The organism is Flavobacterium sp. GSB-24 (assembly GCF_027924665.1).
In the GTDB taxonomy this organism is placed as follows: Bacteria; Bacteroidota; Bacteroidia; order Flavobacteriales; family Flavobacteriaceae; genus Flavobacterium.
The window spans coordinates 1,631,428-1,644,685 of the sequence record NZ_AP027043.1; the positions used below are offsets into that span (position 1 = coordinate 1,631,428).

15 protein-coding genes are annotated in these 13,258 nt (G+C 32.5%); 8 read left to right on the top strand and 7 right to left on the bottom strand.

Features of this window, described 5'->3' with window-relative positions; translation table 11 throughout:
• Positions 1–5: 5 nt before the first annotated feature.
• From QMG60_RS07255 to ahcY, 3 genes are all read right to left on the bottom strand, one after another.
• Positions 6–1,088: a WG repeat-containing protein gene (locus QMG60_RS07255; RefSeq protein ID WP_281867342.1), complete on the bottom strand. Its 1,083-nt coding sequence runs from the start codon at positions 1,086–1,088 to the stop codon at positions 6–8.
• A gap of 10 nt (positions 1,089–1,098) precedes the next feature.
• A complete protein-coding gene (locus QMG60_RS07260) occupies positions 1,099–1,383 on the bottom strand; it encodes a hypothetical protein (RefSeq protein ID WP_057117506.1) in 285 nt (94 codons plus the stop codon).
• A 149-nt stretch (positions 1,384–1,532) separates the two neighbouring features.
• Positions 1,533–2,849 (bottom strand): adenosylhomocysteinase, encoded by a 1,317-nt coding sequence (ahcY, locus tag QMG60_RS07265; RefSeq protein ID WP_134139299.1) that lies wholly within the window; start codon positions 2,847–2,849, stop codon positions 1,533–1,535.
• 298 nt (positions 2,850–3,147) lie between these two features.
• On the opposite strand from ahcY, the gene QMG60_RS07270 reads away from it, so the two are divergent.
• The gene (locus tag QMG60_RS07270) at positions 3,148–3,798 is read left to right on the top strand and encodes a 4'-phosphopantetheinyl transferase superfamily protein (RefSeq protein WP_281867343.1); all 651 of its coding nucleotides are present in this window, start codon (positions 3,148–3,150) and stop codon (positions 3,796–3,798) included.
• A gap of 100 nt (positions 3,799–3,898) precedes the next feature.
• On the opposite strand, the gene QMG60_RS07275 is transcribed toward QMG60_RS07270, so the two are convergent.
• The 3 genes from QMG60_RS07275 to QMG60_RS07285 form a co-directional block, all read right to left on the bottom strand.
• Positions 3,899–4,291, bottom strand: coding sequence for a group III truncated hemoglobin (locus tag QMG60_RS07275; protein ID WP_281867344.1), 393 nt, complete (start codon positions 4,289–4,291; stop codon positions 3,899–3,901).
• Positions 4,288–4,575: a hypothetical protein gene (locus QMG60_RS07280; protein WP_057117502.1), complete on the bottom strand. Its 288-nt coding sequence runs from the start codon at positions 4,573–4,575 to the stop codon at positions 4,288–4,290. The genes QMG60_RS07275 and QMG60_RS07280 overlap by 4 nt, the downstream gene beginning before the upstream one ends.
• An 81-nt stretch (positions 4,576–4,656) precedes the next feature.
• Positions 4,657–5,253 (bottom strand): Crp/Fnr family transcriptional regulator, encoded by a 597-nt coding sequence (locus tag QMG60_RS07285; protein WP_281867345.1) that lies wholly within the window; start codon positions 5,251–5,253, stop codon positions 4,657–4,659.
• A gap of 86 nt (positions 5,254–5,339) precedes the next feature.
• Between QMG60_RS07285 and QMG60_RS07290 the strand changes: the two genes are divergently transcribed.
• The 5 genes from QMG60_RS07290 (at position 5,340) to QMG60_RS07310 (ending at position 11,636) form a co-directional block, all read left to right on the top strand.
• Complete coding sequence (locus QMG60_RS07290; protein ID WP_281867346.1) at positions 5,340–6,071, top strand: geranylgeranylglyceryl/heptaprenylglyceryl phosphate synthase; 732 nt, start codon at positions 5,340–5,342, stop codon at positions 6,069–6,071.
• Positions 6,072–6,101: 30 nt separating this feature from the next.
• Positions 6,102–6,722, top strand: a complete 621-nt coding sequence (gene pnuC, locus QMG60_RS07295; protein WP_057117499.1) for a nicotinamide riboside transporter PnuC — start codon at positions 6,102–6,104, stop codon at positions 6,720–6,722.
• Positions 6,686–8,800: a DUF4301 family protein gene (locus QMG60_RS07300; protein ID WP_281867347.1), complete on the top strand. Its 2,115-nt coding sequence runs from the start codon at positions 6,686–6,688 to the stop codon at positions 8,798–8,800. The genes pnuC and QMG60_RS07300 overlap by 37 nt, the downstream gene beginning before the upstream one ends.
• A 1-nt stretch (position 8,801) precedes the next feature.
• On the top strand, positions 8,802–9,203 hold the full coding sequence (gene arfB / locus QMG60_RS07305; RefSeq protein WP_281867348.1) for an alternative ribosome rescue aminoacyl-tRNA hydrolase ArfB: 402 nt from the start codon (positions 8,802–8,804) through the stop codon (positions 9,201–9,203).
• A gap of 270 nt (positions 9,204–9,473) precedes the next feature.
• A complete protein-coding gene (locus tag QMG60_RS07310; protein WP_281867349.1) occupies positions 9,474–11,636 on the top strand; it encodes a TonB-dependent receptor in 2,163 nt (720 codons plus the stop codon).
• Between the two features lie 47 nt (positions 11,637–11,683).
• On the opposite strand, the gene QMG60_RS07315 is transcribed toward QMG60_RS07310, so the two are convergent.
• Entirely contained in the window at positions 11,684–12,100 is a 417-nt protein-coding gene (locus QMG60_RS07315) for a hypothetical protein (RefSeq protein ID WP_281867350.1), read from the bottom strand.
• A 156-nt stretch (positions 12,101–12,256) separates the two neighbouring features.
• On the opposite strand from QMG60_RS07315, the gene greA reads away from it, so the two are divergent.
• Both greA and QMG60_RS07325 read left to right on the top strand, forming a co-directional pair.
• On the top strand, positions 12,257–12,733 hold the full coding sequence (greA, locus tag QMG60_RS07320) for a transcription elongation factor GreA (RefSeq protein ID WP_057117494.1): 477 nt from the start codon (positions 12,257–12,259) through the stop codon (positions 12,731–12,733).
• Positions 12,734–12,801: 68 nt separating this feature from the next.
• Positions 12,802–13,191: an HIT family protein gene (locus tag QMG60_RS07325; RefSeq protein WP_281867351.1), complete on the top strand. Its 390-nt coding sequence runs from the start codon at positions 12,802–12,804 to the stop codon at positions 13,189–13,191.
• Positions 13,192–13,258: the final 67 nt, after the last annotated feature.

Genomic DNA, 13,258 nt, shown 5'->3' on the forward strand with positions numbered 1-13,258 from the left:
ATTTATTATTTCAGATTATCTTTCCGATCCGAAACACTTATCAATTTATAACCGTTTTCAGTTCTTAAAAACTCAAAATGATCTTGCCCTCGATCTGTTTTGTTTTTTGGATTGATGACAATGTTCATAGTAGGATACATCCAATCTTTAGATTCATTGCAATTGTTGAAATAGATTTCGTACTCACTTGACTCAAAAATAAACTGATTAAGTCCGCCAGAAGAAATAAAATAATCGGTTTTTGGATTTTTAAGTTCCTGTAATTTTAATTTTAAATAGGTATAATTTTGATTGATGAATTTAGTTTTAGACGAATTTATCCAGCCGTCTGGTTCTTTCCAGTAAGTAATTTTGTCAAAAGAATATTTTTCTAAATTGCCTTTGGATAAATCTTTAAGTAAATTGTTCTCTAACCAGAATTTAAATTCTTTTTCAAAATTTATGAAAGAATAATATTGTCCATCAACTCCCTTAAAATTTTCTCTTATTGGGTCTTTATTAGGTTCTTTTGATTTTTCTAAAGAATAAAAATTTAAATTGTCATTATAAGCAAAATTTTCAATTAAAACTTTGTTGTTGATGTCGATAAGAAATTCTTTTCCGCCAGACCAGAAAAAATGTTCGTCGCCTGGTTCTCTTTCTTTTTTCGCATCTTTAAGAACGGTAAGCACTCCGTTTCTAACATTTGATAAAGCACTATAATCAGCTGGAATGACGATTTTTCCTTTGCTGTTGAAGATTCCCATTTTATCAGTTTTCGGATCTCGAAATCTTATAAAACCCTCACTTTCGCAATCTGTACTGTTATCAAAAGTATATAAACTGTCACGCCCCACTATTTTTCCTTCCTTAGTTAAGTAATAGCTTTTCCACCTATTATTTTCCTCTTCTGTAACAGCAATAATATTTTCAAATTTACGTGCAATCGTAAACCCAGTAAATTTAGGTTCAATTTTAATTACACCATTTTTATCTTGAAAACCAATTTTTGTAGTGTCTTTGTTCCAAAAAGCAGTCCATGTATCGCTGGTTTGTGCAAGTGCAGTGCAGCTAACGAGAAACGTATAAAGAATTACAACCTTTTTCATGGAAATTTATTTATCGCAGATGAATTTCTGTTTCGTTATTTTTTGCTTCATCAAAGCAATCGGCACATAGCATTTTAAAATCGGCTTTGGCTTGAAAAACTTCAGTCCATTCCTCACCATTGTCTAGAAGCCACTGTTCGCATTCACCACACCAAGCAATTTGCGGAAGATCTTCTTCAGCTTCAGAATAGAAAAATCCGACTTTATCTTTTGTATCTATTGCCATTGCAATATGAATACATCCAAAAGTCATTTCTTTTGAGCCATGTACTTCACATAAAACATTTTCAATCATAATTATATTTTGGCGGGTTCTTTTATTTCAAATTTAAACTTAAAATTTCGAATTTAAAACAGAAAACCCGACAGGTTTCAAAAACCTGTCGGGTTTGATATAGATAATCAAAGAAATCTGAAATCTTAATTCAGAAATCTAAAATCAATTTAGTATCTGTAGTATTCTGGTTTGAATGGACCTTCAACTGGAACACCAATATAAGCAGCTTGATCTTCACGTAAAGTTTCTAACTCAACGCCTAATTTAGCTAAGTGTAAAGCAGCAACTTTTTCATCTAAATGTTTTGGTAACATGTAAACTTCGTTTTTGTAAGCTGCGCTGTTATTCCATAATTCGATTTGAGCCAAAGTCTGGTTTGTAAATGAGTTACTCATTACAAAACTTGGGTGACCTGTAGCACAACCAAGGTTTACTAAACGACCTTCAGCCAAGATAATGATATCTTTTCCGTTGATGTTGTATTTGTCAACCTGAGGTTTGATTTCGATTTTAGAAGCACCGTGGTTTTTGTTTAACCAAGCCATATCGATTTCGTTATCGAAGTGACCGATGTTACAAACAACCGTTTTATCCTTCATTTGTTCGAAGTGCTCTCCAAGAACGATATCTTTATTTCCTGTAGTTGTAATGATGATATCAGCATTTGCAATTACAGTGTTTAATTTTTTAACTTCATAACCGTCCATTGCCGCTTGTAAAGCACAAATTGGATCGATTTCAGTAACTGTTACAATAGAACCAGCACCTCTAAAAGAAGCAGCAGTTCCTTTTCCAACATCACCGTATCCACAAACGATTACTCTTTTTCCAGCCAACATTAAGTCAGTTGCACGACGTACAGCATCTACAGCAGATTCTTTACAACCGTATTTGTTATCAAATTTAGATTTAGTAACAGAGTCGTTGATGTTGATTGCAGGCATTGGAAGAGTTCCAGCTTTTACTCTTTCGTAAAGTCTGTGAACACCAGTTGTAGTTTCTTCAGAAAGACCTTTAATTCCAGGAACCAATTCTGGGTAACGATCAATAACCATGTTAGTTAAATCTCCACCATCATCAAGAATCATGTTCAATGGTTTTCTGTCTTCACCAAAGAATAAAGTCTGCTCAATACACCAGTCAAATGATTCTTCGTCAAGACCTTTCCAAGCATAAACTTGAATTCCAGCAGCAGCAATAGCAGCAGCAGCTTGATCTTGAGTAGAGAAAATGTTACAAGAAGACCAAGTAACCTCAGCACCAAGAGCGATTAAAGTTTCGATTAAAACAGCAGTTTGAATCGTCATGTGTAAACATCCAGCGATACGAGCACCTTTAAGAGGTTGTTCGTCTTTATATTCAGCACGAAGCGCCATTAAACCTGGCATTTCAGCTTCAGCTAATTCAATTTCTTTTCTTCCCCAAGCCGCTAGAGAAATGTCTTTTACTTTGAAAGCCACATAAGGCGTAGTTGTAGTACTCATTTATAGTGTATATTTGTATATTGTAAAATTTTTGCAAATTTACATAATAGGTTTTTATTTTTACTACTTTCTGTCAGATTTGTGAAATCTTTAATTTCTTAATCTCTAGAATGTTACTCTAAAAATCATTTTTTGCCATATAAGTGATAGGAGTTCATTTAAAAAAGATTCTTAAACTATGACCTTTGCAGTGAATTGCTTATATTTACTAATACATTTTTTGAGCCAGCGGTTATATTTTCTGATATTACTTATATGGTTTAAAATTAACCATTCATAATTTACAATTAAAAAAGAAATGCCTCTATTTCAGACCATACAATTCAATGAAACTACTAAAATTTTAATTTGGGAAATAACCGAATCTTTAGAAGAGTTATTAAGCAAAGTTGTGTTGAAAGAAAAGACACAAAAAAGATTGAACGGAATGAAGTCTCAAATGCATCAACGTGCTTTTTTGAGTGTTCGAATGCTGATTCAGGAAATGGGTTTTACAGATAAAGATTTGCATTATGACGAATTCGGAAAACCGTATTTTGATTGTCATAATTATATCTCAATTACACATTCATATCATTTTGCGGCAATAATTATAAGTCATGAGACCGTAGGAATTGATATGGAATTGCAGCGCGAAAAAATTCAGAAAATTGCAGATAAATTTACTGATTATGAATGCAATTATTTAGAGCCAAAATTTATAGAAGAATATATTAAAAAGCTTACCGTTATTTGGGGCGCTAAAGAGGCGATCTTTAAAATCAGAAATGAAAAAGGAATCAGCTTTAAAGATCATATTAGAGTTGAAGATTTTTCTTTAGAAAAAAAACAAACAGAGTCCAGTCTTCATTTTGATGATTTAGTAAAAGATTTTGATGTGCATTACGAAGAAATCAAATCAGATAATTTTGAAGGAACCTTTACTTTGGTTTATGCTTTTGAGAAGTAGTTTTTAGTCGCAGTTTTCAGTGACAGTTTTCAGCTTAGTCATTGCGAGGAACGAAGCAATCTCATTTGTTAAATCCATCATAGTCAAGGTTGAACGAGGATTAACTTTCTTTTTTTCTGTGCTGAAACATACTCATATACAGAAAAGTACTCATTTTTCGGGCGCGTCTTTTTAAGGTTTCGACATTTTCCCCTTCAAAATGTTCATCTAACGTCTGTGCCCAGTGATTCAGCCAGATACCGAATTCGTTTGCTGTAATATTTTCGTTAAAATGAGCATCAACTTCATTATGAACCGCATGTGGATTTCCTTTGTATTTGCGTACAGCAAATAAGTTTGTTTCCCAGAAATCGGTTAGCTTTTCAAGATGTGCATCCCAATCGGTAATCATTTTATTAAAATAAAAGCCGATTTCTTGATCGGCTCTTATTTTATCGTAGAACTGATGTACTAGAAATTCAATGTCAGCTCTATTTTCTATTTGTTTTTTCACAGAATAAAAGTGTTTAAAAGAATAAATGCTACACTTAAAAATGCACTCAGAATTAAAAGGTTAAAAACCACTTTATGTTTCATTTGTGCCAAAATTGAAGTGTTTACAAAGATACAGGCTAAAACTATAATAGCTAGCTGGATCATTTGAAAAACAGAAGTTCCATTAGCTAAAACGTACATAGCCGCAGCGCCACCTAAACAGCTTTGACCAATTACAGCCATTGCAGCAGAACCCATATAACTTTTATTGAAATTTTCGAAGGTTGTTTGATATAGTGTCATGATATTGAGATTTTTATACCACAAAGATACGCCCTCAATACCGCTGCATTTTATGATTTAAATCATAAAACAAGAACTTTTTTATCTGTATACTTTCCTGTTTATTATCTTCAATTCTCCTTTTTTTTCCAGAGCTTTTATGGCTCGAATCACAGTTTCTACACGCAAACCCGTTAAATCTCCGATCTGCTGTCTCGTAAAATTAATCAGATAACCATTTTTATCTTTTTGAAAATTAAAGTAAGCAATTCCGTGATCGATTAGTTTTAAAACCCTATGTTCTGGTTCATGTGTCGATATTTCCGCAGCCATAACTGATTTATAGTACAATCGCTGCGCAAGGTTTTCGATTATTTTAATGCTTATTGCAGGATTCTCTTCCAGCAGTTTCATAAAATTAGATTTGGGAAGAAGCAAAATCTGGCTGTCTTCTACAGCAATGGAATTGGCAGGATATTTTTGGTTTAAAAATAATGGAGGTTCTCCAAAAGACTGCTCTTTATAAAATATTCCCTGAATAAATTCTCGTCCGTCATCATTATAATTGCACATTTTAATTTCGCCAGAAGCTATCTGATAATAATACGCTGGCAGATTTCCTTCTTCAAAGATAATTTCACCTTTTGCAAAAGACTTTTTTACTGCACCATATTTCTTTAATAATTCAGCTGCGATCATAAATTGTTTCTTAACAAAGACATTACAAATATAATTCATTCATAATAGTTCTTCTACGTTAAAAACTTTTTACTTTTACAGTCATTATGGAACAAAAATTACTTATAACGATCCATCAACAAATTTTAGAAGCCAAGAAAAATGGTCAAAAATTATTGGCTATACTTCTGGATCCCGATAAAATTGTGTGGGAGAACTTAGATCATTTATTGCTTAAAATAAATCAATCTCCTGCAACCCATATTTTTGTTGGAGGAAGTATAGTTCAAAGTACTATTTTAGAAGATTTAATTGCGCAGTTAAAACAAAAAACAAATTTACCGGTTGTAATATTTCCTGGAGATCCTTCGCAGATTTCGCCACAGGCAGATGCTATTTTGTTTCTATCTTTATTATCGGGGAGAAATCCTGATTATTTAATAGAATATCAAGTTCAGGCAGCACCGATCCTAAAAAAGACAAATCTTGAGGTTATTTCGACAGGTTATATTTTAATAGAAAGCGGCAATGAAACAGCTGTTGCGCGCGTTAGTAAAACAAAACCTATGAACCGTGAAAATTTTGATTTGGCTCTTGCCACGGCACAAGCCGGTGAAATGCTCGGGAACAAATTAATTTATTTAGAAGCAGGAAGCGGGGCAAAAAAGCCTGTTCCTTTGGGAATGATTTCGCTGATTGCTCAAAACGTAGAAATTCCTGTTATTGTTGGTGGAGGAATTGTAGATTTGCAAGGAATTAAACAAGCTTATAATGCTGGAGCAGATTTAGTAGTTATAGGAACTGCTTTTGAAAATGACAGTCATTTTTTTGATTCATAAAAAAATTAACCGCCTTTAAATACCACAAAAATGATTGACTTTTTTCTTGATAGTTATAAAAATGCGCCGTTGTGGCATATTGCTCTTGAGTTTTTAGTATTTGTTTTTGGTATTTTAAGTGTTTGGTTGGCAAAAAAAGAAAATATTTGGGTTTACCCAACAGGATTAATTGCAACGGTAATTTCAGTTTACCTTTTGTATGTCGCAGGTTATATTGGAGATATGATTATTAATGCATATTTTTCAATAATGAGTATTTACGGGTGGTATGTTTGGGCAAAAGGAGGAACTGTTGAAGACAATCTGCCGATTACTCGTACAACTTTTAATGAAAAAATAATTGGAATCTTCCTGTTTATTGTTACCGTTTTTGTAGTTTTCGGAATTTATAAATATTTTGATTACGAAATTAAACCAGACAATTATGTAGACATGATTTCGTCTGGAATATTTTTTGCGGGAATGTGGTACATGGCCAGAAAAAAAATAGAAAACTGGACACTTTGGATTATTGGTGATATTATTGTTGTACCTCTCTATGCTTATCGCGGCTTAGGAATGTTGTCACTTCAATATATAATTTTTACAATTTTGGCTATTTCAGCTTATTTAGAATGGAGAAAGATCTTAGACAGCAAAAAACAACTATAATAAAAATTGCTTTATTTGGACCTGAAAGTACAGGTAAAACCACATTAGCAAAACAGCTTGCAGAATATTACGAAACCGAATGGGTTCCAGAATTTGCACGTGATTATCTACAAGAAAAGTGGGAAGAAAATAAGCATATCTGTGTTGCAGATGATATGATGCCAATTGCTTACGGTCAGACTGCATTAGAAAATCAAAAACTGGCTTCAGCAAATAAATATCTGTTTTGTGATACCAATTTGATGGTAACAAAAGTTTTTTCTGAAATGTATTATGGTTTTTGTGATCCGCTTCTAAATGAAGCCGCTTTGAAACACGAATACGATTTATTCTTTTTAACAGATATTGATGTTCCTTGGGAGAAAGATGATATTCGAGATACCCCAGAAGGAAGAGAAACAGTGTTTTCTGTTTTCAAACAAACCCTAATTGATACCAAAAAGCCGTTTATTACATTATCTGGAGATAAAGTGAGCCGTTTGAAAAAAGCGATTTCAATTATTGATAATTTAGCATTAGCCAAAGATAAAGGATTATCATCTGAGGATTTTGTTGAGATATATAATCATGGTATTCCTTTTGAAAATATTCTAAAACAATTAGATATATTTAAAAATGGAATAGCAAAAAGTAGTTTAATAAGTCCTGCAACAATCAGCAACGGTATTTTAAGTTTATCTCAAACTGAGTTTGTAGAAAAAGCAGCTTTTTTTGACAATCATAAAGAAAATCTAAAAATTAAAAAGTTTGTTCCTGCTTCTGGTGCAGCTACTAGGATGTTTAAATTTTTAACAGCTTTTTTAAATGATTTCGACATTCAGAAAGAAACAATAAATGCTTACATCAACAGAAAAAATGATAAGGAACTTGCCATTTTTATTGTTGGAATGGAGAAGTTTCCTTTCTTTAAAACTATTGATAAAAAATTACGAGAGCTTTATCCAGATTTCGAGACTTTAGAAAGAGATTATAAAAACTATTACTTTATACAAGTATTATTATCTTCAGATTATCTTAATGCAGCAAATAAGCCTAAAGCTGTTTTGCCTTTTCATTTATATAAAACACATATTGCGAATCCAATAGAAGAACATTTGAACGAGTGTGTGCATTATGCAACTGCAAACAATGTCTCCAATTTACATTTTACGGTTTCAGAAATGCATCAAGATCTGTTTGAAACAGCAATTGATCAGGTTAAAGAAAAAATTGAAAAGGAATCTGGCACTACTATTAATATTGCATATTCTTATCAAAATAAAAGTACAGACTCTATTAATGTAGACATACAAAACAAAATTGTTCGTAACAGTAATGGAAGTTTGGTTTTTAGACCTGGAGGGCATGGTGCCTTAATTGAAAATCTGAATAATCTGGATTCTGATATCATTTTTATTAAAAATATAGACAACGTAATTCAAAATCATATCGATAAAATTACATTGTATAAAAAGGCTTTAGGTGGTATTTTGATCGAGGTCCAACAGAAAGTGTTTGATTATTTAAGAAAAATTGAAAAAGGGGAAGTGACAGAAAATGATCTGGTTGAAATTGTGGATGTTTTAATCCAAAAGTTAAATATTCAAATGACTAGCGATTTTAATAAATTTACTTTTGAAAATAAACTTGCTAAAATCAAAGAACTATTAGACCGTCCGATCAGAGTTTGCGGAATGGTTAGAAACGAAGGTGAACCTGGCGGCGGACCATTTTGGGTGATGAATGAAAAAGGTGAAGTTTCATTGCAAATTGTAGAAACATCACAGGTCGATTTAGCAAACAAAAGACAGCTCCAAATTTTAGAAGATGCAACACATTTTAATCCTGTAGATTTGGTTTGCGGAATTAAAAATTATAAGGGAGAAAAATTTGATCTAAAACAATTTGTTGATCAAAAATCTGGTTTTATTGTTGAAAAAAGTGTTGAAGGAAAACCAGTAAAAAGTTATGAACTTCCAGGATTATGGAACGGATCGATGGCAAATTGGTTAACTATTTTTGTTGCAGTTCCTTTAATTACTTTTAATCCTGTAAAAACAGTAAATGATTTATTGAAAGCAGCGCATCAGCCACAATAAAATGGATACAGAAAAAATCATATCAGAGTTGGGCTTTAAAGCCGTTCGGAGCAGTGGCGCCGGCGGACAAAACGTAAATAAAGTTTCGTCAAAGGTAGTTTTGAGTTTTGATTTAGATAATTCTCAAGCTTTGTCTGATGAAGAAAAAATACTTTTAAAAGACAATTTATCAACTCGTTTAACTTCTGAAAATATTCTGATTTTGAATTGTGATGAAGATAGAAGTCAGTTAAAAAACAAAGAAATTGTTATAAAGAGATTTCTAGAGTTAATAAAAAAAGGACTTTATGTTCCTAAGGTCAGAAAAGCTACAAAAGTTCCGAAATCAGTAATTAAAAAGAGAATTAAAGATAAAAAGAACGTTTCGGATCTTAAACAATCAAGAAGAAAACCTGATTTTTAGTATTAAGATTGGAGAATTAAGTATAAAGAAAGAGATCACAAACTAAATCTTGATACTTTATACATTTATCTTAATACTTTTCTATATTTGCACTGTCTCAAAGGGGTGCTCTAAATAACGAGCTGAGATCATACCCAAAGAACCTGAGCGAGTAATGTTGCTAAGGGAAAAAACGACAATTTTAAGAGTGCACACTTTACATTGTCGTGAAACACATTTTATTAATTTAACAAAAGAATAATTCCCCCTTTTATTTGTAATTTTTTACAGATGAAAACTATCTTTAAAGGTACTGAGGTACTAAGTTGCAAAGGTTCTAATGTTCAAAAAATGAGCAGAATCAAATCTATTTTATTTCTTCTATTCTCTTTTTTCTATTCTCTTTTTTCTTTTGCGCAACAGCAAGATTCTACAAAAGTAAATTCTCTTGATGAGGTTCTGGTTTCTGCAGTTCGCGTTACTACAAAAACTCCAGTAAGTTTTAGTAATATGGATAAAAAAGAAATTAAATATAGAAACTTAGGACAAGATATTCCTGTTTTAATGAATTATCTTCCATCAGTTGTAACAACTTCTGATGCTGGAAACGGAGTAGGTTACACAGGAATACGAGTGCGTGGAAGCGATGCTACACGTGTAAACGTAACTATAAACGGAATTCCATACAATGATGCTGAAAGTCAAGGAACTTTTTGGGTAAACATGCCCGATTTTGCTTCTTCTGTAGAAAGTCTTCAATTACAGCGTGGAGTTGGAACATCTACAAATGGAGCAGGTGCTTTTGGTGCCAGTTTAAACATGCTGACAGATAGTTATGCAAGAAAAGCAACAGGTGAAATTTCAAGCTCTGCAGGTTCATTCAATACCATAAAAAATACGGTAAAATTTAGTACTGGGTTATTAAATGACCACTTCGAAATCGCAGGACGTTTATCTGCCATAAAATCACAAGGATATATTGATCGTGCAAGTTCTGATTTAAAATCGTATTTCCTTCAGGGAACTTATGTTGGCAAAACGACTTTAATTAAAGCTTTGGTTTTTGGAGGAACTGAAAAAACGTATCAATCTTGGAACGGAATTGATGCCGAAACTTTAAATACAGATCGTACTTATAATTCAGCTGGTAAATATACAGACGAAGCTGGAAATGTTCGTTTTTATGATAATGAAACCGATAATTACAAACAAGACCATTATCAACTGCATTGGGGCGAATCAATTTCTGATAAATGGAGTACGAATCTTGCATTACATTATACAAAAGGAAAAGGATATTACGAAAATTATAAGGAAGATGCAGATATGTCTGATTATAATCTGAATCCAGTTGGTGCTGTAACAACAACAGATTTAGTGCGTCAGAAATGGTTGGATAATGATTTTTACGGGACAACTTTTTCGGCAAAATATAAAGAAGAAAAATTAGATGTAATTATTGGCGGAGGCTGGAATAAATATGAAGGAGACCACTACGGAAAAGTAATCTGGGCGAGATACGCTTCGCAATCTGAATTAGGAGATCATTATTATGATGATTTTTCTACTAAGACTGATGGAAATATTTTCGCTAAAGCAAATTATCAATTTACAGAAGAATTGAGTTTCTACGGAGATTTACAATACAGAAATGTGAAGTATAAAGCAAATAGTGCTGAAACAGGTTTGGTAGATGATAACTTCAACTTTTTTAATCCAAAAGCGGGTTTGAATTATGCTTTCAATGAAAAAAACACTTTGTACTTTTCTTATGCCAGAGGTAATCGTGAGCCAAACAGAACCGATTATGAAGGTGGAAATGTAAAACCAGAGAAACTTAATGATTTTGAATTAGGATGGAGATTTAATTCAGAGAAATTTCAATTGAATTCTAATCTATATTATATGGGATATAGAGATCAATTGATTTTAACGGGAAGACTTGATGATGTTGGTGCGCCAATTCGTGCCAATACAGAAAAAAGTTATCGTTTAGGTTTCGAATTTGATGCAACAATTGCGATTACTGATAGATTTACTTTAAGACCAAACTTTACTTTGAGCAGCAATAAAAATGTTGATTTAGCTGTTGAAGGGGAATACTACGGAACAACCAAAATCGCCTATTCTCCAGAAGTTATTGCAGGAAATGTAATTGTGTATAAACCTATTGAAGGATTATATCTTTCGCTATTGCAAAAATACGTTGGAGAGCAGTACATGAACAATATTGAACTACCTGCAGCTAAGTTGGCAGATTATTTTGTAAATGACTTTAATGCTTCCTACGAAATAAAACCAAATTCTATTTTTAAATCGATTACGATTACGGCATTGGTTAATAATATTTTCGACAAAAAATATGTTTCAAACGGAGCTATGTGGGATATTTATCCATACTATTATCCGCAGGCAGGAACCAATTTCTTAATTGGGTTAAATCTGAAATTCTAATTGAGTTAAATGCAAAAAAAAGCCTGAAATTATTTTCAGGCTTTTTTTTAATTGTATACGTGAACTACACTTCCAGAAGACTCTACACGATATTGCTTCATCGGATATTCTTTTCCTCCCAGTCCTGTAAATAAATTATATTGAGTCTTATCGCACGAACAAACGGCATAAATTCCGTCAATTGTCATAGCGGTACAAGAGGCAAGTTCTTGGTTTGGGCATGCGGCATCAAAAGCGGTGTAAGTTCCTTCACCAGTTTTCATTACAATAATTCCTTTTGCTCCGTAGTTAGCAACAAAAACAGGATTACTAGGATAAATCAATTTATTGTAAGTTGGAAGATTGGTATCCAAGTACGCATTTACAGAATAATTAGGGATATAAGGATTGTTATTGCTCCTGTTGTTGTCGCTGCATGAGAATAATACAGCAGAAAGTGCGATAAAGAACCAGATTTTTTTCATTATTTTAATAAGAATTAGTGAAACAAAAATAATTTATTTAGATTTGAAATCTATATGATTAACATATAATTATGTACTATTAAAAATTATAGTATATTTGTGGTAAGAAAATCCCGTCGCGATGGGATTTTTTGTATTTATATAAACGATGAAGTTATGAGTAAAGTATCTTATTATACAGCAGAAGGACTAAAAAAGTTAAAAGATGAATTGGAGCATTTAAAAAGTGTAATGCGTCCTAAGGCATCTCAAGATATTGCAGACGCAAGAGATAAAGGTGATTTGTCTGAAAACGCGGAATATGATGCAGCAAAAGAAGCACAAGGTTTATTAGAAATGAGAATTTCTAAATTGGAAGAAGTATATGCAAATGCAAGATTAATAGATGAATCTCAATTAGATGTTTCTAAGGTTTTGGTTTTGTCTAATGTAAAAATCAAAAATCAAAGCAACGGAATGGAGATGAAATATACTCTAGTTGCTGAAAGTGAAGCAGATCTTAAAACAGGAAAAATCTCTGTAACATCTCCTATCGGAAAAGGGTTATTAGGAAAGTCTGTTGGAGAAGTAGCAGAAATTACAGTTCCAAACGGAATTTTGAAATTTGAAATTCTTGAAATCTCAAGAGACTAATTCTTTTAAAAGTGTAATCGTTAAATCGGTTAAACGAATAAACAGTTAAACGATTAACCCAAGAAACCATGAGTTCAATATTCACTAAAATAGTAAACGGAGAAATTCCTGCCTACAAAATTGCTGAAGACGATAAATATTTGGCTTTTTTAGATGTAAATCCAAATGCTAAAGGACATACGCTTTGCATTCCGAAACAAGAAATCGATAAGATTTTTGATATGGAAGAAGAAGATTATTTAGGCTTAATGAAGTTTTCTAAAAAAGTAGCGGCAGCTTTGGAAAAAACAGTTCCATGCAAGAGAATCGGAATAGCAGTTGTTGGACTTGAAGTGCCTCATGCACACGTACACTTAATTCCGTTAAACGAAATGGATGAAATGCGTTTTCAAAACAAAGTTTCTCTTTCTAAAGAAGAATTTGAAGCATTAGCAAAAGATATTCAATCGAATTTATAATGTTTTCACGAATGTCTGGCAAAGAAGTATAAGTTCGTTTTAAGAGCGAGCCGTAGACTTCGACTTC

Bases quoted from the DNA above. Each gene is read 5' to 3' on its own strand.
- QMG60_RS07260 (WP_057117506.1), bottom strand. From the start codon at position 1,383: ATGATTGAAAATGTTTTATGTGAAGTACATGGCTCAAAAGAAATGACT.
- ahcY (WP_134139299.1), bottom strand. From the start codon at position 2,849: ATGAGTACTACAACTACGCCTTATGTGGCTTTCAAAGTAAAAGACATT.
- QMG60_RS07255 (WP_281867342.1), bottom strand. From the start codon at position 1,088: ATGAAAAAGGTTGTAATTCTTTATACGTTTCTCGTTAGCTGCACTGCA.
- QMG60_RS07325 (WP_281867351.1), top strand. From the start codon at position 12,802: ATGAGTTCAATATTCACTAAAATAGTAAACGGAGAAATTCCTGCCTAC.
- arfB (WP_281867348.1), top strand. From the start codon at position 8,802: ATGGATACAGAAAAAATCATATCAGAGTTGGGCTTTAAAGCCGTTCGG.
- QMG60_RS07315 (WP_281867350.1), bottom strand. From the start codon at position 12,100: ATGAAAAAAATCTGGTTCTTTATCGCACTTTCTGCTGTATTATTCTCA.
- QMG60_RS07290 (WP_281867346.1), top strand. From the start codon at position 5,340: ATGGAACAAAAATTACTTATAACGATCCATCAACAAATTTTAGAAGCC.
- QMG60_RS07280 (WP_057117502.1), bottom strand. From the start codon at position 4,575: ATGACACTATATCAAACAACCTTCGAAAATTTCAATAAAAGTTATATG.
- QMG60_RS07300 (WP_281867347.1), top strand. From the start codon at position 6,686: ATGGAGAAAGATCTTAGACAGCAAAAAACAACTATAATAAAAATTGCT.
- QMG60_RS07270 (WP_281867343.1), top strand. From the start codon at position 3,148: ATGCCTCTATTTCAGACCATACAATTCAATGAAACTACTAAAATTTTA.
- QMG60_RS07310 (WP_281867349.1), top strand. From the start codon at position 9,474: ATGAAAACTATCTTTAAAGGTACTGAGGTACTAAGTTGCAAAGGTTCT.
- pnuC (WP_057117499.1), top strand. From the start codon at position 6,102: ATGATTGACTTTTTTCTTGATAGTTATAAAAATGCGCCGTTGTGGCAT.
- greA (WP_057117494.1), top strand. From the start codon at position 12,257: ATGAGTAAAGTATCTTATTATACAGCAGAAGGACTAAAAAAGTTAAAA.
- QMG60_RS07285 (WP_281867345.1), bottom strand. From the start codon at position 5,253: ATGATCGCAGCTGAATTATTAAAGAAATATGGTGCAGTAAAAAAGTCT.